Origin of the sequence: Streptomyces sp. NPDC047981 (assembly GCF_040653315.1) — a bacterium.
Classification (GTDB): Bacteria; Actinomycetota; Actinomycetes; order Streptomycetales; family Streptomycetaceae; genus Streptomyces.
In genome coordinates this window covers 98308-114799 of sequence record NZ_JBEZNQ010000020.1, presented here as the reverse complement: position 1 = coordinate 114799, position 16492 = coordinate 98308, and the positions used below count along the sequence as shown (strand labels likewise).

The following is a 16492-nucleotide window of genomic DNA, read 5'->3' as shown; positions in this document are numbered from 1 at the left end:
CGGATGTGGAAGCCCAGTAATGGGTGGAGCTGACCGGTACTAATAGGCCGAGGGCTTGTCCTCAGTTGCTCGCGTCCACTGTGTTAGTTCTGAAGTAACGACCGTGATTATGCCCGGTTGGTCAACTTCATAGTGTTTCGGTGGTCATAGCGTTAGGGAAACGCCCGGTTACATTCCGAACCCGGAAGCTAAGCCTTTCAGCGCCGATGGTACTGCAGGGGGGACCCTGTGGGAGAGTAGGACGCCGCCGAACAATCATTGTGGGAAAGCCCCGCACCATCTGGTGCGGGGCTTTTCTGCGTTCACGGCCAATTATCGTTGTGGCATGCGCTATGACCTGGTCGTCTTCGACAACGACGGTGTGCTCGTCGACAGTGAGCCCGTCGCCAACGCCATCCTGGCCGGCTATCTGACCGAGCTCGGGCACCCCACCTCCTACGAGGACTCCCTGCGCGACTACATGGGCGCCGCCGTCCATCGCGTGCACGACCTGATCGGGGAGCGGACCGGGCAGCGGCTGCCCGCGGACTTCGACGCGACCCTGCACGCCCGTACGTTCGCCGCCTTCGAACGGGAGTTGGAGGCCGTCGTCGGGGTGACCGACGTGCTGAAGCAGCTCGTCGACGCCCGCGTTCCCTACTGTCTCGCGTCCTCCGGGTCCCATGAGCGGATCCGGGTCGGGCACCGGAAGACCGGGCTCGACGCCTGGTTCCGGGACGAGAACATCTTCAGCGCCCAGGACGTCGGGCGGGGCAAGCCGGCGCCCGACCTCTTCCTTCATGCCGCCGCGCGGATGGGGGTCGCGCCGGAGCGGTGCGTGGTCGTCGAGGACAGTCGGCTCGGGGTCCAGGCGGCGGTGGCCGCCGGGATGGACGTGTACGGGTTCACCGCGATGACGTCCGAGGAGAAGCTGGCCGGCGCCACCGGGTTCTTCGGCGGGATGGACGAGCTTCCGGCGATTTTGGGTCTGTGATCCATCTACCCACGGGTAGAGGCGGGGCCTACTCTGTGCGGCCATGACGGATGCGCGGTTGCGGCGTGGGCGGGGATCCCTCGCGTTCAGTTTCTTCGTACAGGGAGTGACGTTCGCGCTCCTGGTGACCCGAATACCGGCCATCCAGGACCGGTACGGGATCTCCGACGGGCTGCTGCCCCTCTTCCTCGCCGCCGTTCCGATCCTTGCCGGTGTGTCCAGTGTGGCCACAGAGAAGGTCGTGGCGCGGGTGGGGCCGGGGGTGGTGCTGCGGTGGGCCCAGCCGCTCGTCCTGCTCGCGCTGCTCGCCGTGGGGGCGGGGGACCAGCTGTGGCAGGCCGCCCTCGCCCTCGGGGTGTTCGGGCTCGCGGTCGGCGCCCTGGACGCGTCCATGAACATGCTGGGGGTGAGCCTGCAGCGGGCGTACGGGCGGTCCATCATGCTCGGGTTCCACGCCGCGTACAGCCTGGGCGGGATCGCGGGGGCTTCCCTCGCCTGGGCCGGGGCGCACTGGGACCTGCCGCTGTTCGTGTCGTACCTGCCGGTCGTGGCGACGCTGCTGCCGGCCGCGTTCGTGGGCGGTCGGTGGTACTTCGGTGGGGATGTGGCGCCTGCTGCCGTCGATCTCGGCGAGGGGGAGGGCGGAGGGGTCGCCTTCAAGCTGCTGCTGCCGCTCTGTCTCGTGATGACCTTCGCGTACATAGGGGACTCGACCGTCTCCAACTGGAGTGCCAAGTACCTGCAGGACGTGCTCGGGAGCTCGGAGGAGCTGGCGACGGTGCCGTACAACGCGTACATGGTCACCACGCTCCTCGGGCGGGCCGTGGGCGACTTCGGCGTGCGCCGGCTGGGTGCGGTCGCCGTGGTGCGGGGTGGGGCGGTCCTGGCGGCGATGGGGTTCGCGGTGGTCGCCGTGGCGCCGGGGGCCTGGGTGGGGATGGTCGGGTTCACCGTCCTGGGGCTCGGGCTGAGCGTGATCGTGCCGCAGACGTTCGCGGCGGCCGGGCGGCTCTTCCCGGGGGCGAGCGACGCGGCGGTCGCACGGCTGAACGTCTTCAACTACGTGGGGTTCCTGATCGGCTCCCCGCTGGTCGGGGCGCTCGGGGACGCGTGGAGCTATCGGGGGGCGATGCTCGTGCCGATGGTGCTGGTCCTGGTGACGGTGGTGTACGCCACGTCGTTCGGTTCTCGGGCGGCCCGATACGGTGGCGGGCATGAGCGGCCGCGCACTGTTGATGTGGGATGAAGCTGTCACCCAGTACGACTTCGGGTCCCAGCACCCGATGGATCCGGTTCGGCTCGCGCTGACCATGGGTCTGGTGCGGGCGTACGAGCTCGACCGTGCCGTGGACGTGGTGGCGGCGAAGCCGGCCGGTGATTCGACGCTGCGGCTCGTGCACCGCGAGGACTACGTGGCCGCCGTGCGGGCCGCCTCGGCGAACCCGAGGGCCGCGGACCAGGCGTACGGGCTCGGTACGGTCGATGATCCGGCGTTCTCCGGAATGCACGAGGCGTCCGCGCTGATCGCGGGGCAGTCGGTGGGGGCGGCGGAGGCGGTGTGGCGCGGTGAGGCCGCGCACGCGGTGAACTTCGCGGGCGGGCTGCACCACGCGATGCCGGGGTCCGCGTCCGGGTTCTGCATCTACAACGACGCGTCGCTGGCCATCGCCCGGCTGTTGGAGCTGGGTGCGGAGCGGGTGGCGTACGTGGACGTGGACGTGCACCACGGGGACGGGGTGCAGGCGGCGTTCTGGGAGGACCCGAGGGTCCTGACGATCTCGCTGCACGAGCACCCGCGGACGCTGTTCCCGCAGACCGGGTGGCCGGAGGAGACGGGCGCGGCCGGGGCCGGTGAGGGTTCGGCGGTGAACGTGGCGCTGCCGGCGGGGACCGGGGACGCGGGGTGGCTGCGGGCCTTCCACGCGGTCGTACCGGAGCTGCTCGCGGACTTCCGGCCGCAGGTCCTGGTGACCCAGCACGGGGCGGACACGCATTTCGAGGACCCGTTGGCGCATCTGGCGGTGTCGCTGGACGCGCAGCGGGCGGTGCAGGTCGCCTGCCACGAGCTGGCCCACGCGCACGTGGACGGCGGTAAGTGGGTCGCGCTGGGTGGCGGCGGGTACGCGGTGGTGGATGTCGTACCGCGGTCGTGGACGCACCTGGTGGGGATCGCCGGGCACGCCGAGATCGAGCCCGAGTCGGAGATCCCGTCGTCGTGGCGGGACCTGGTGTACGCGCGGACGCGGCAGCCGGGGCCGGTGCGGATGACGGACGGCCGGTGGCCGGTGGGCTGGCGGGACTGGGAGGAGGGGTACGACCCCGCCGACCGGCTCGACCAGGCGGTCCTCGCGACGCGGCGGGCGTCGTTCCCGCTGCGGGGGCTGCTGGCGTAGCACGGGGGTCCGGGCCGCGGGTCGCGCGGTTACGCCGACTGTGGGGTCTCGGACGGGTTTTGGCCCGTCGTCAGGCGGGCTGCGGCAGCATCGAGAGGTGCTGAGTACCGGGGCGCTGCGGGCGCATCTGTTGGCGGCGGGGTTGGCCGGGACGGTGGCGACCTCGCGGGAGGAGAGCCTGCGCAGTTATCGGCTCTTCGCCGCGCGGGATCCACGGGTGATGCTGGGTCTCAACCCCGAATGGGGTTGGGGCGAGGGAGACTTGCTGCGGCTGATGGCCGACAAGTGCGGGGTGTCGGGGGATCCGGCGCACCGCTCGGGGCCCGATGTCATCGATCCGGAACGGACGTTGAACGCGTTGGAGGCGTTCGCGGAGCGTCTCGGCGAGGCGGCCGGGCGGCGGGCTCCGGTGCTGATCGGGACCGGACATCCGCACCGATTGCTGGGCTTCTACGCAGCGCTCGCAGACGCTCTGTCGGCGGTGGGATGTCTTGTCCTCACCCCCGCGCAGGGGCGATGTGTCGACATAACGACCCGGTTCGGTCTACGCACGTACATCCTCGACTACGCGCGCGGTGTGGCGTTGGTGCGAGAACCCGGTCTGCCGGGAACGGGGCGTGAGACGGGGGCGCACACCCACTCGCCGCTGCCGGTTAGGGCCGCTCTGGAGGGGGTCGTGGAGGACGGCTGGCCGCTTCCGGAACTGGTCATCGGGGATCACGGTTGGGTCTGCGGTGCAGGTCAGCTGGGTATCGAGGCCATCGGGCTGGCTGACACGGACGATCCCGCGCTGTTCGTCGGGGAGGCCGAGGGGCAGGTCTCGGTGGCCGTTCCGCTTGACGACGGGGTGTGCCCCGACCACTACCGGCCGCTCACTCGCTATGTACTCAATCGAGCGTGTCTGTCACGGTAAACGGCCGATGGCTGCTCCTCTTCCCCACTCGTACCACACGCCCCTAGTCTGGAGCGTGAGCGCACAGCGACGCAGGGTCACCGGAGGGGAAGCCGGTGGGCGTCGTGTGCGGAAGGTACAGGTGGGTCATGGCTGCTGGCGATAGGCCTCTCAACGAGGTCAAGTTTCTTACCGTGGCGGAGGTCGCCTCGGTGATGCGTGTGTCGAAGATGACCGTGTACCGCTTGGTGCACAGCGGTCATCTGCCGGCGATTCGGGTGGGCAGGTCCTTCCGGGTCCCGGAACAGGCGGTTCACGAGTACCTCAGGGAGTCTTTCGTGGGGGTGGAGACGGCCTAGCCGGAGCTTGTGAACCCCTCGGATTACAAGCTCGGCGCTCGGGCCGGTAGGCTAGGCCGACGTAGGTCGTGTGGGCCCAGACGCCCCGCACCGAGTGAGAAGAAGTGAGCGAGGGTAGTCGTGGGCTCTGTTATCAAGAAGCGGCGCAAGCGGATGGCCAAGAAGAAGCACCGCAAGCTGCTCAAGCGCACCCGCGTTCAGCGTCGCAACAAGAAGTAAGCGACGGCTGTAACGACGGCTGTTTGTGCGTCGAGCGTGGCCCCGTACCGGAATCGGTGCGGGGCCACGCTTTTTTCGTGGGGTTTTCGGGTCGGGTTCCTTACCGTTGCCCACGGCGGTCATCGCGGCGCAACACCGAGGCGCTACGGTGGCGCACAGGGCCTCGAGGGAGCATCCGGAGGCCCGTACCGACGGAGAACCGACGGAAGGCGCTGATCTTGGGCAAGGTCGTGCTCGTCACCGGTGCGGCCCGGCATCTCGGAGGCCGTTTCGTACGGCGCCTCCAGCGGGATCCCGACGTGGAGCGGGTGATCGCGGTCGACGCGGTCGCGCCGCCGCACGATCTCGGTGGGGCCACCTTCGTACGGGCGGACATCCGGCAGCCGGCCATCGCCAAGGTGCTCGCGGAGCACGAGGTGGACACGGTGGTCCACATGGACGTCACGGGGACGGCGCTGGGCGCCGGCGGCCGGACGTCCATCAAGGAGACCAACGTCATCGGCACCATGCAGCTGCTCGGCGCGTGCCAGAAGTCGCCGCGGATCGGGCGGCTGGTGATCAAGTCCAGTACGAGCGTCTACGGCTCCGCGCCCCGGGACCCGGCCGTGTTCACCGAGACCACCCCGGCGAAGTCGCTGCCGAGCGGTGGCTTCGCCAAGGACGCCGTCGAGGTCGAGGGGTACGTCCGGGGCTTCGCGCGGCGCCGGCCGGACGTGGCCGTGTGCGTGCTGCGGTTCGCGAACATCCTGGGGCCGCGGGTGGACTCCCCGCTCGGGGAGTACCTGTCGCTGCCGGTCATGCCGACCGTCTTCGGCTACGACCCGAGGCTGCAGTTCGTCCACGAGGACGACGTGGTCGACGTGCTGCACCTGGCGGCGGGTGAGCCGCGCCGGGCGACGCTGAACAGCGGCACCTTCAATGTGGCCGGGGACGGGGTGCTGCTGCTGTCGCAGTGCGCGCGGCGGCTGGGGCGGCCGACGGTGCCGGTGCTGCTGCCGGCGGTCACCTGGGTGGGTTCGGCGCTGCGTACGGTCGGGGTGACCGACTTCTCGCCTGAGCAGATCCGGCTCCTCACCCATGGCCGGGTGGTCTCCACGGTCCAGATGCGCGAGACGCTCGGATTCGACCCCCGGTACACGACGGCCGAGACGTTCGCGGACTTCGTCCGCAGCAGGGGGCCGGGGTTGCTGCCGCCGGAGAAGCTCGCGGGGGCCGTGGACCGGGTCGCTGCCCGGCTGGATCAGAAGGAGCCCAGGTAACGATGGCGGACGCCAAGGTCATTCCGTTCGACGACGACCGGTCCCGGACGCGCCGGGGACGGCTGGGCAGGGCAGCCACCGGGGACGCCGCCGTGCGGGCTCTGCCGGGGCAGCACGGGCCGGAGGAGAGCCCCGCTCGGGCCGTGGGCCCGGTGGAGCCCCTTCAGGCCGCCGACGAGGGTGGCAGCGGTGCCACGGCCGGCGCTGTTGGGGACTCCTCGGATTCCGTGGGGCGCCGGGACGCGTGGGAGCGGCGGCTCGCGGGCGGGCTCGCGTTTCTGCGGCGGCGGGTGACGGGTGAGTACGAGGTCGACGAGTTCGGCTACGACAAGGAGCTCACCGACCAGGTCCTGATGTCGCTCGTGCGGCCGCTCGCGGAGAAGTACTTCCGGGTGGATGTGAAGGGCGTGGAGAACATCCCCGCCGAGGGCGGCGCCCTGGTGGTGGCGAACCACTCGGGGACGTTGCCGCTGGACGGCCTGATGATGCAGGTCGCCGTGCACGACAACCATCCGGCGGGCCGTCATCTGCGGCTGCTCGCGGCGGACCTGGTCTTCATGCTGCCGGTCGTCAACGAGCTGGCCCGCAAGGCCGGGCACACGCTGGCGTGCGCGGAGGACGCGGAGCGGCTGCTGCGGGCCGGGGAGATCGTCGGCGTCATGCCGGAGGGCTTCAAGGGGATCGGGAAGCCGTTCAGCGAGCGGTACAAGCTCCAGCGCTTCGGCCGGGGCGGGTTCGTGTCGACGGCGCTGCGGGCCGGGGTGCCGATCGTGCCGTGCTCGATCGTGGGCGCGGAGGAGATCTACCCGATGCTCGGCAACGCCAAGACGCTGGCGCGTGTGCTCGGCTTCCCGTACTTCCCGATCACGCCGACGTTCCCCTGGCTGGGGCCGCTGGGTGCGCTGCCGCTGCCGACGAAGTGGACGATCCAGTTCGGCGAGCCGATCATGACGGACGGCTATCCGCCGGAGGCGGCGGAGGATCCGATGCTGATGTTCAACCTGACCGATCAGGTCCGGGAGCAGATCCAGCACACGCTGTACAAGCTGCTGGTGCAGCGGAGGTCCGTCTTCTTCTGAGACGCGACACGGCGGGTGCCCCCTTCCGGTGAAGGGGGCACCCGCCGTGTTCTAGCGGGCGTCCTCGCTGTCGATGCCGAGGCCGGGGAGCAGGCCCGGCAGCAGCGGCGGCAGGGTGACGTCCGGCATCGGGGGCGTCGACTGGCTGCCCGAGGGGGTCGGCTGTGTGCCGCCCGTCGGTGCCTGGTCGAGGAGCCCACCGGTGTTTCCGCCGAGCAGGCCGTCGTTCTCCGGCGAGCTCGTGCCCGGGCCGCTGCCCGAGGGCTGGGGCCGCGTGGACCCTTCGCCGCCTGCGGTGGGGGCGGCGGGGGAGGACGGCGGGCGCTGGGTGTGCGTCCGCGGGGTGTCCTGCGGGGTGGCGGCGCCTCCGCTGTCGACGGCGCCCTTCTCCGGGGTGCGCGGGAGCATGCCCTGGAGCGGCTCGACCTCTTCGTCTATGGCGACGAAGACGTCGTTGACCTCGTTGCCGACGTCGGTGAGCTGGACCGGCAGGCGGTCGCGCAGGCCGATCCAGGTGGAGCGATGGGCCTGGGCGAAGGAGTTGAGCCGGGCCATCGGGCCGATCTCGCCGTCCCGTTGGTACGCCTGGCGCAGCAGCCGGTGGCCCTCGGAGGCGTCGTGCTTCATGCCGCCGAGAACGCGCCGGATCTCGCTGAGCGACTCGTGGTCGAGGTCGCCGGCGCGGCCGCGCTCCATGAGCCTGCGGGCCTCGCTGAGCCGGGTCGATGCCTGGTCCAGGTAGATCCCGCCCCGGTCGGCGTCGTCGTCCGCCATCCCGAGCTTGATGTCTTCCATGCCACGCTTCAGCCCGTAGAGCGAGTCACCGGGGAGGGCGTCGGAACTCGCAGCGGCCACACCGCTGAAAGCGCCCGCGGCCACACCGACCGTGAGCCCGCCCGCGGCGATCCCCTTCGACCAGCGGGAGCGGGGGCGCAATTTCCGGAGCGGGGAGGCCCTGTGGGCACCCCGCCCGCTCGACGTCCGCTGCTCCGGCACCGTAGGGCCCGCGGCTGCGCTCCCCTCCGCGAGCATCGCTTCCATGGCGGCGACGAGCTGCGCCCGTTGCACCACCTTGACCTCGGGGTCCAGTTCCGGCTTCGGCAGCTCGCCGAGTCCGTTCGCCAGGGCCAACAGCCGCCCTTGTTCGGCCGGTTCGGCCGAGACCTCGGGCTGCTCGGCCGTCGCGTCCTCGGGCGTCCGATCGTCCAGGGCCTGGGCGAAGGCGTTCGCCCGCCGGTGCGCCGATACGTTCGCGATCACTGGCGGCACCTCCTCTCGTCATGACGGTCGACTCCCCGGGGTGTCCGGAAGGTTGCACACCTTGAACACATCCACACGAAAGAGTGAGTGGCTGTGGGCATGGCGTGACCACAGGGAGCCTGCATCCCGCACAACGAGCGGCGCGGCACTTGGGTTACGCGCGAAAGATGATCGGACCAGTGCGTCATCGAGGCGTCACCGACTGTGAGTTGGGCGGGGGTAGGGGGGACGTGGGGGGAGGGTGGAGAAAAGGGGCGTGGGAGGGTGGGGTGGGGGCGCGACGCGGTCGGTGGGGGGGCGCGTGCGGGGGCGCGGAACGGGTCTCAGCGGGCGTCGTCCGGGAGCAGGCGTGCCAGGGTGCGCACGGCCCGGTACTGGAGGGTCTTGATCGCACCCTCGTTCTTGCCCATGACCCGGGCGGTCTCGGCGACCGAGAGGCCCTGCAGGAAGCGCAGGGTCACGCACTCCTGCTGCTGGGGGTTGAGCCGGCGGACGGCGTCGAGGAGCGCGGCGTTGGAGAGGGACTCCAGGACCGAGTCCTCGGGGCTGCGCTCGACCTCGTTGGCGTCGAGCATCTCGCCGGTGGTCACTTCGAGGCGGAAGCGGCTCGACTTGAAGTGGTCGGCGACCAGGTTGCGGGCGATGGTCACCAGCCAGGCGCCGAAGTCGCGGCCCTGCCAGGTGAAGGTGGAGATCCGGCGCAGGGCGCGCAGGAACGTCTCGCTGGTGAGGTCCTCCGCCGTCGCCTTGCCGCCGACGCGGTAGTAGATGTAGCGGTAGACGGTGTCGCTGTACTGGTCGTACAGCCGGCCGAAGGCCTCGGCCTCACCGGCCTGGGCGCGCTCGACGAGGTCCATCATGCGCGCGCTGTCGCTGTCGGCGGTGGGGCGGCGGGCGGCGGTCGAGGTTCCGGTGCCGCCGCGGCTGCCCCTTCTGCCGACAGCGGCTCCGCTCTCGGCGAGGGCATAGCAGGGACCGGCGGGTGCCGGTGCGGCGAAGGCAAAGGCGGGGACAGGGACGGCGTACGCGGTGGGGACGAAGCCGCGCAACTGGTCGAGGACCGTTGCGCGCAGCGTAGCCAGGCCCGAGGCGTCAACCCCGACGTGTGGGTACACGGGACTCCCAGAGGCAGAGCTTCCATCACGTGCAGTGCGGGACCGTTCACTCGTCGTGGCGACGTGTGGGTTCCGTTGTGCGTCTGAGGAGAATAACGCTTCGTACAGGCAGCGCTACACCCAGTTGCTCAAATCATCGATTCCGTCGCATTGGTTACTGCTTGTGGGCGGGATCGATCGCGCTTCGTGACCGATTGTTGATCGTATTGCTTCCGAGTGTGACTGCGCGCACGCTCTGTTGTGCTCAAGTGCTAAGGCGGGGAGTGATCCGCGCCGCTGCGGGGTAAGGAGCCGCGAATGCGCGGGAGTCGACCTGTGCGGTCGTGTTCGACCACGCACGGGTGAGGGGTGTTGGTCCCGGGTTGTCGGAGATGATCGCAGCCGAAACGTATCGGCAGCAGCCCGTCACGCCGTGCGGGCCGCTGCCTTCCCGTGGGGTGGACCCTGCCTCAGCGGCGCCGGCGGTGCAGGGCGACCGCGGCGGCCGTGCCGCCCGCGAGCGCGCCGACTCCCGCCGCGGCGGGGATGCCGACCTTGGCGGCCTTGCGGCCGGTCCGGTAGTCCCGCAGCCGCCAGTCGCGGGCCTTGGCGTGCTTGCGCAGCTTGGTGTCCGGGTTGATGGCGTACGGGTGCCCGACCAGGGAGAGCATCGGGATGTCGTTGTGCGAGTCGCTGTACGCCGCGCAGCGGTTGAGGTCCAGGCCCTCGGCGGCGGCCAGCGCGCGCACGGCCTCCGCCTTGGCGGGTCCGTGCAGCGGTTCGCCGACGAGCTTGCCGGTGTAGACGCCGTCGACGGACTCGGCGACCGTGCCGAGCGCGCCGGTCAGGCCGAGGCGCCGGGCGATGATCGTGGCCGTCTCGACGGGCGCGGCGGTGACGAGCCAGACCTTCTGGCCGGCGTCGAGGTGGGCCTGGGCGAGCGCGCGGGTGCCGGGCCAGATGCGGTCGGCCATGTACTCGTCGTAGATCTCCTCGCCGATGGACATCAGCTCGGAGACGCGGTGGCCCTTGACGATGGACAGCGCGCTGTCGCGGGCGTCCTGCATGTGCTCGGGGTCCTCGACGCCGGCCAGCCGGAACCACGCCTGCTGCCAGGCGAACCGGGCCAGTTCGCGGCGCTGGAAGAACTTCCGCTTGTACAGGCCGCGGCCGAAGTGGAAGATCGCGGCGCCCTGCATCACGGTGTTGTCGAGGTCGAAGAAGGCGGCTGCCTCGGCGTCCCCCGCCACGGGGAACTCGGGCTCGGCGGGCTTCGGCGGCTTCTCGGCCGCGCGCGCCGTCTCCCGTTCCGCTTCGAGCTGTTGCGAGGTCTTGCGCGCCGCCTCGGCGGCGGCCTCGCCTGCCAGAACGCTGCGCGCGGTGGCGGAGCGCCTACGGGGGGTGAGCCATCCCATTGCGGCCATGTCGTGAGCATAGCCAGTCTGTTCGGTACTTCCCGACCTCCCGGGATGCCGAGGCGTGAACACTCCGCGACTCTCCTGTTAAACGGACAATGGGGGCAAGCTGGAGACAGGGGTCCCGGCCGTGGAGGCCGGGGGTCGCGCCGGGCGCGGCGCAGAATGGGCGGCATGTTTGGACGAGCGAAGAAGAACACCCCCGCCGCCGACGCCGCCGTGCGGACGGTGACGCTGATCGGGAAGCCGGGCTGCCATCTCTGCGACGACGCCCGGGCCGTGATCGAGGCCGTCTGCGCCGAGACGGGGGCGCGCTGGGAGGAGAAGGACATCACCCAGGACGAGGAGCTGTACCGGGCGTACTGGGAGCAGATTCCGGTGGTCCTGGTCGACGGCGAGCAGCACACCTTCTGGCGTGTGGACGCCGGGCGGCTCCGCCGTGAACTGGGTGGCTGACGCGAAGACGGCTACCATCGTGGACGTTTTGTTGGGCTTTGGGGGCGTGGTCGTGAGGAGAGTGTGCGGTTTTGCGCCCTTCGGGTACTCAACGGGCTGACGCGCTCCGCGGTTCCGTCCTGGCGCGATCCTGTCGCGTGACCCCGGTCACTTTGGCCGGACAAAACGGACACCATCTTTGTGCACGCGTTCACAAAGACATAGCCTGCATTCGACGGGGCGGTCTTGGGACACACGGCCGCCTGCAGCCCCGCTCATCCCGCAGGAGCACCGTGGCAACTGGCCGAACTCACCGACCGGCGACCCGTAGCCGAGGAATTCCCGAGGCCACCGTCGCCCGGCTTCCGCTGTATCTGCGTGCGCTCACCGCACTGTCGGAGCGCTCCGTACCCACGGTCTCCTCCGAGGAGCTCGCCGCCGCCGCGGGCGTCAACTCCGCGAAGCTGCGCAAGGACTTCAGCTACCTCGGCTCGTACGGGACGCGCGGCGTCGGCTACGACGTCGAGTACCTCGTGTACCAGATCTCGCGTGAGCTCGGCCTGACGCAGGACTGGCCCGTCGTCATCGTCGGTATCGGTAACCTCGGTGCCGCGCTCGCCGGCTACGGCGGCTTCGCCTCCCGCGGCTTCCGCGTCGCCGCGCTGATCGACGCCGACCCCGCGATGACCGGCAAGCCCGTCGCCGGGATCCCCGTCCAGCACAGCGACGACCTCGAGAAGATCATCGAGGAGGACGGCGTCTCCATCGGTGTCATCGCGACCCCCGCGGGCGTCGCCCAGCAGGTCTGCGACCGGCTGGTGGCCGCCGGAGTCACCTCCATCCTGAACTTCGCCCCGACCGTGCTCTCCGTGCCCGACGGCGTGGACGTGCGCAAGGTCGACCTCTCCATCGAGCTGCAGATCCTCGCCTTCCACGAGCAGCGCAAGGCCGGCGAGGAGGCGGAGGCCGAGGCCACCGCCGCACCGGCGCCGCCCGTGCCGCTGCCCACGGCGGCCGAGAGCCAGCCCCGGAACACCGGTCGCAAGGGACCCGACGGGGACGTCCCCGCGGTGATGCCCGCATGAGCCTCCTCGTCGTCGGCCTCAGCCACCGCAGCGCACCCGTCTCCGTCCTGGAGCGGGCCTCGCTCGCCGCGGACACCCAGGCCAAGCTGCTGCAGGACACCCTCGCCGCCGAACCGGCCGCCGAGGGCGCCGTCCTCGCCACCTGCAACCGCATCGAGCTCTACGCCGACGTGGACAAGTTCCACGCGGGCGTCGCCGAGCTGTCCACGCTCCTCTCCCAGCACAGCGGCGTCGGACTGGAAGAGCTCACCCCCTACCTGTACGTGCACTACGAGGACCGGGCCGTCCACCACCTCTTCTCGGTGGCCTGCGGGCTCGACTCCATGGTCGTCGGCGAGGGCCAGATCCTCGGCCAGATCAAGGACGCCCTCGCCCTCGGCCAGGACCTGCACACCGCGGGCCGGCTCCTCAACGACCTGTTCCAGCAGGCGCTGCGGGTCGGCAAGCGCGCCCACAGCGAGACCGGGATCGACCGGGCCGGGCAGTCGCTCGTCACCTTCGGCCTGGAGCAGCTGGCCGGCGGACCGGACGTCGACAGCTGGGCCAAGGGCAAGCGGGCGCTGGTCATCGGCGCCGGTTCGATGTCCTCCCTCGCCGCCGCCACCCTCGCGCGCGTCGGCGTCTCCGAGATCGTGATCGCCAACCGCACGGCCGCCCGCGCCGAACGGCTCGTCCAGATCCTCACCGAGCCCGGATCCACGGGCGTCGCCGCCCGGGCGGTCGAGATGGTTGCCGTCGGCGACGAACTGACACGTGCCGACATCGTCGTCTCCTGCACCGGAGCCACCGGGCTGGTCCTGACCGGCGACGCCGTCGAGACCGCCATGGCGGGCCGTACGGCCCCGCTCGCCCTGCTCGACCTCGCCATGCCCCGCGACATCGACGCCGCCGCCCACCGCATGCCGGGCGTCCGGCTCGTCGACATCGAATCGCTCGCCGAGGCCTCCGCCGACGCGCCGATGGCCGCCGACGTCGACCAGGTCCGCTCCATCGTCTCCGACGAGGTGGCCGCCTTCGGCGCCGCCCAGCGCGCCGCGCACATCACCCCGACCGTCGTCGCGCTGCGGACCATGGCCGCCGACGTCGTCGCCGGTGAGGTCGCCCGCCTCGAAGGGCGCCTGCCCGACCTCGACGACAAGCAGCGCGCCGAGATCACCCAGACCGTGCGCCGCGTGGTCGACAAGCTCCTGCACGCGCCGACCGTGCGGGTCAAGCAGCTGGCGAGCGAGCCCGGCGGCGCCGGGTACGCCGACGCGCTGCGGACACTCTTCGACCTCGACCCGGAGACGGTCGCCTCCGTCTCCCGGGCCGACCTGAATGACGCCGACGTCAAGAACCGAGGGCGAGTATGACCGAGAGGGCACTGAGGCTCGGGACCAGGCGCAGCAAGCTCGCCATGGCCCAGTCCGGGCAGGTGGCCGACGCCGTCCGGCGCGCGACCGGCCGGTCCGTCGAGCTCGTGGAGATCACGACGTACGGGGACGTCTCCCGTGAGCACCTCGCGCAGATCGGCGGCACCGGCGTGTTCGTCGCCGCCCTGCGCGACGCGCTCCTGGCCGGCGAGGTGGACTTCGCCGTCCACTCCCTGAAGGACCTTCCGACGGCCCAGCACCCCGACCTGGTGCTGGCCGCCATCCCCGAGCGTGAGGACCCGCGCGACGTGCTCGTCGCCTGCGCCGGCCGCACGCTCGACACGCTGCCCGAGGGCGCCCGGATCGGCACCGGTTCGCCGCGCCGGACCGCCCAGCTCAACGCGTACGCGCGCAGCCACGGGCTGACCATCGAGACCGTGCCGATCCGCGGGAACATCGACACCCGCGTCGGATACGTACGCGGTGGGGAACTGGACGCGGTGGTTCTCGCCGCGGCCGGCCTCAACCGCATCGGCGGGACGGCGGAGCTCACCGGCTCCCTGTCGCTCGACCACCTGTCGGTCGACTCCGTCCTGCCCGCCCCCGGCCAGGGGGCCCTCGCGATCGAGTGCCCGGCGTCCGACGCCGACCTCGTCGCCGCGCTCGCCGTGCTCGACGACCCGCTCACCCGGGCCGCCGTGACCGCCGAGCGTTCCCTGCTCGCCGCCCTGGAGGCCGGCTGCTCCGCACCCGTGGGTGCGCTGGCCGACCTGCTGGCCGAGGATTCCGGCCGCGGGCAGATTGTCACCGAAATGCGCCTGCGCGGCGTCGTCGGCACCACCGACGGCTCGACGCTGGTGCAGCTGTCCACCACCGGTCCCGTACCCGCGTCGCACGACGAGGCGATGGCGCTCGGACGCGAACTCGCGGACGAGATGCTCGCCAAGGGTGCGGCCGGTCTTATGGGGGAGCGAGCACTTTGAGCCCCACCAGCCCGACCACCAGCCCCGCGCCCGCGGCCGTCTTCGGACACGGGAGCGTCACCTTCCTCGGCGCCGGACCCGGCGACCCCGGACTGCTGACACTCCGGGCCGTCGAAGCCCTCGCCGGCGCGGACGTACTGATCGCCGAGCCCGAGGTGCTCGAAGTCGTCCGGTGCCATGCACGCGCGGGGGTGAGCACGCCTGAGCTGACAGTTGTTGACGAGGCGTCAACAGCCGCCGGAGTCCCCGTGTTGAGGGATGCGACCAATCTTGTCATGGAGGCCGCACGCGGCGGCAAGCGGGTCGTCCGTGCGGTGACCGGCGACCCCGGCCTCGACGGAAACGCAGGTCAGGAGATGCTCGCCTGCGCCTCCGAGGGCATCCCCTTCGAGGTCGTCCCCGGCGTCGCCACGGCCGTCGGCGTCCCCGCTTACGCCGGTGTCCCGCTGCGCGACGCGCAGGGCACCGACGTGCGCTTCGTGGACGCCCGTACCGCCGACGACCGCTGCTGGACCGAGGTCGGCGCCTCGGACGGCACCGTCGTCGTCTCCACGACGCTCGACGCGGTGGCCGCTGCGGCCGGTGAACTGGTGGCGGCTGGCCGTAAGCCGGACACCCCGCTCACCGTGACCATCGGCGGCACCACCACCCGGCAGCGGACCTGGACCGCGACGCTCGGCACCATCGCCCAGGTCTTCAAGCAGGGCAAGGTGCTCCCCTCGCCCGAGGGCCACCGGCCGGTGATAGCCGTGGTCGGCGAGCGCAGCGCCCCGGCGCAGCGGGACCAGCTGGCCTGGTTCGAGTCCAAGCCGCTCTTCGGCTGGCGGGTGCTCGTGCCGCGCACGAAGGAGCAGGCCGCGTCGCTCTCCGACCAGCTGCGCAGCTACGGCGCGGTGCCGCACGAGGTGCCGACCATCGCCGTCGAGCCGCCGCGGACCCCGCAGCAGATGGAGCGGGCCGTCAAGGGGCTCGTGACCGGTCGCTACGAGTGGATCGCGTTCACCTCCGTCAACGCCGTCAAGGCCGTACGGGAGAAGTTCGAGGAGTACGGGCTCGACGCCCGGGCCTTCGCCGGGATCAAGGTCGCGGCGGTGGGCGAGCAGACGGCCGCGGCGCTCGTCGACTTCGGTGTGAAGCCGGACCTGGTGCCCAGCGGTGAGCAGTCCGCCGCCGGGCTCCTGGAGGACTGGCCGCCGTACGACCCCGTCTTCGACCCGATCGACCGGGTGTTCCTGCCGCGGGCCGACATCGCCACCGAGACCCTGGTCGCCGGGCTCATCGAGCTCGGCTGGGAGGTCGACGACGTCACCGCCTACCGGACCGTGCGCGCCTCGCCGCCGCCGGCGGACACCCGTGAGGCGATCAAGGGCGGTGGCTTCGACGCCGTGCTCTTCACCTCGTCCTCGACCGTGCGCAACCTCGTCGGCATCGCCGGCAAGCCGCACAACGTGACCGTCATCGCCTGCATCGGGCCCGCCACCGCGAAGACCGCGGAGGAGCACGGGCTGCGGGTCGACGTCCTGTCGCCCGAGCCGTCGGTGCACAAGCTCGCCGAGGCCCTCGCCGACTTCGGTCTGCGGCGGCGCGCCGCGGCCCTGGAGGCCGGCGACCCGGTGACCCGCCCGTCGGAGCGGCGGCCGGGCGCGCGGAGGCGTCGGACGACGTAACAGCTCGTACACGCAGGGGGTGCGGGA

The 16492-nt window shown here is 71.2% G+C and carries 16 protein-coding genes and 1 rRNA gene; 14 read left to right on the top strand and 3 right to left on the bottom strand.

The window, feature by feature from the left end; translation table 11 throughout:
• The first annotated feature begins 136 nt into the window (after positions 1 to 136).
• The 9 genes from rrf to AB0E14_RS14985 all read left to right on the top strand — a co-directional run bounded on the left by rrf (position 137) and on the right by AB0E14_RS14985 (position 7174).
• A 5S ribosomal RNA gene (gene rrf, locus AB0E14_RS15025) occupies positions 137 to 253 on the top strand.
• Positions 254 to 325: 72 nt separating this feature from the next.
• A complete protein-coding gene (locus tag AB0E14_RS15020; protein WP_362416588.1) occupies positions 326 to 973 on the top strand; it encodes an HAD family hydrolase in 648 nt (215 codons plus the stop codon).
• Positions 974 to 1016: 43 nt separating this feature from the next.
• On the top strand, positions 1017 to 2219 hold the full coding sequence (locus tag AB0E14_RS15015; RefSeq protein ID WP_362416585.1) for an MFS transporter: 1203 nt from the start codon (positions 1017 to 1019) through the stop codon (positions 2217 to 2219).
• A complete protein-coding gene (locus tag AB0E14_RS15010; RefSeq protein WP_362416582.1) occupies positions 2188 to 3366 on the top strand; it encodes an acetoin utilization protein AcuC in 1179 nt (392 codons plus the stop codon). The genes AB0E14_RS15015 and AB0E14_RS15010 overlap by 32 nt, the downstream gene beginning before the upstream one ends.
• Positions 3367 to 3463: 97 nt before the next feature.
• The gene (locus AB0E14_RS15005; protein WP_362416579.1) at positions 3464 to 4279 is read left to right on the top strand and encodes a phosphatase; all 816 of its coding nucleotides are present in this window, start codon (positions 3464 to 3466) and stop codon (positions 4277 to 4279) included.
• 128 nt (positions 4280 to 4407) lie between these two features.
• Positions 4408 to 4617 (top strand): helix-turn-helix domain-containing protein, encoded by a 210-nt coding sequence (locus AB0E14_RS15000; RefSeq protein WP_158988220.1) that lies wholly within the window; start codon positions 4408 to 4410, stop codon positions 4615 to 4617.
• 120 nt (positions 4618 to 4737) lie between these two features.
• Entirely contained in the window at positions 4738 to 4836 is a 99-nt protein-coding gene (locus tag AB0E14_RS14995) for an AURKAIP1/COX24 domain-containing protein (protein ID WP_003948845.1), read from the top strand.
• 218 nt (positions 4837 to 5054) lie between these two features.
• Positions 5055 to 6095 (top strand): NAD-dependent epimerase/dehydratase family protein, encoded by a 1041-nt coding sequence (locus AB0E14_RS14990; RefSeq protein WP_362416575.1) that lies wholly within the window; start codon positions 5055 to 5057, stop codon positions 6093 to 6095.
• 2 nt (positions 6096 to 6097) lie between these two features.
• Positions 6098 to 7174 carry a lysophospholipid acyltransferase family protein gene (locus AB0E14_RS14985; protein WP_362416572.1) on the top strand — a complete coding sequence of 359 codons (1077 nt, stop codon included), beginning with the start codon at positions 6098 to 6100 and terminating at the stop codon, positions 7172 to 7174.
• A 51-nt stretch (positions 7175 to 7225) separates the two neighbouring features.
• On the opposite strand, the gene AB0E14_RS14980 is transcribed toward AB0E14_RS14985, so the two are convergent.
• From AB0E14_RS14980 to AB0E14_RS14970, 3 genes are all read right to left on the bottom strand, one after another.
• On the bottom strand, positions 7226 to 8434 hold the full coding sequence (locus AB0E14_RS14980; protein ID WP_362416569.1) for a DUF5667 domain-containing protein: 1209 nt from the start codon (positions 8432 to 8434) through the stop codon (positions 7226 to 7228).
• A gap of 323 nt (positions 8435 to 8757) precedes the next feature.
• Positions 8758 to 9549 carry an ECF subfamily RNA polymerase sigma factor, BldN family gene (locus AB0E14_RS14975; RefSeq protein WP_362416566.1) on the bottom strand — a complete coding sequence of 264 codons (792 nt, stop codon included), beginning with the start codon at positions 9547 to 9549 and terminating at the stop codon, positions 8758 to 8760.
• Positions 9550 to 9998: 449 nt separating this feature from the next.
• Entirely contained in the window at positions 9999 to 10952 is a 954-nt protein-coding gene (locus AB0E14_RS14970) for an HAD-IB family hydrolase (protein ID WP_362416563.1), read from the bottom strand.
• A 165-nt stretch (positions 10953 to 11117) separates the two neighbouring features.
• Between AB0E14_RS14970 and AB0E14_RS14965 the strand changes: the two genes are divergently transcribed.
• From AB0E14_RS14965 to AB0E14_RS14945, 5 genes are all read left to right on the top strand, one after another.
• Positions 11118 to 11399, top strand: coding sequence for a glutaredoxin family protein (locus tag AB0E14_RS14965; RefSeq protein WP_362416560.1), 282 nt, complete (start codon positions 11118 to 11120; stop codon positions 11397 to 11399).
• A gap of 272 nt (positions 11400 to 11671) precedes the next feature.
• On the top strand, positions 11672 to 12463 hold the full coding sequence (locus tag AB0E14_RS14960; protein ID WP_362416557.1) for a redox-sensing transcriptional repressor Rex: 792 nt from the start codon (positions 11672 to 11674) through the stop codon (positions 12461 to 12463).
• Positions 12460 to 13815, top strand: coding sequence for a glutamyl-tRNA reductase (locus tag AB0E14_RS14955; RefSeq protein WP_362416554.1), 1356 nt, complete (start codon positions 12460 to 12462; stop codon positions 13813 to 13815). The genes AB0E14_RS14960 and AB0E14_RS14955 overlap by 4 nt, the downstream gene beginning before the upstream one ends.
• Positions 13812 to 14798, top strand: a complete 987-nt coding sequence (hemC, locus tag AB0E14_RS14950) for a hydroxymethylbilane synthase (RefSeq protein ID WP_362416551.1) — start codon at positions 13812 to 13814, stop codon at positions 14796 to 14798. Before AB0E14_RS14955 ends, hemC begins: the two co-directional genes overlap by 4 nt.
• Positions 14795 to 16465, top strand: coding sequence for a uroporphyrinogen-III synthase (locus tag AB0E14_RS14945; protein ID WP_362416548.1), 1671 nt, complete (start codon positions 14795 to 14797; stop codon positions 16463 to 16465). The genes hemC and AB0E14_RS14945 overlap by 4 nt, the downstream gene beginning before the upstream one ends.
• The last annotated feature ends 27 nt before the right edge of the window (positions 16466 to 16492 follow it).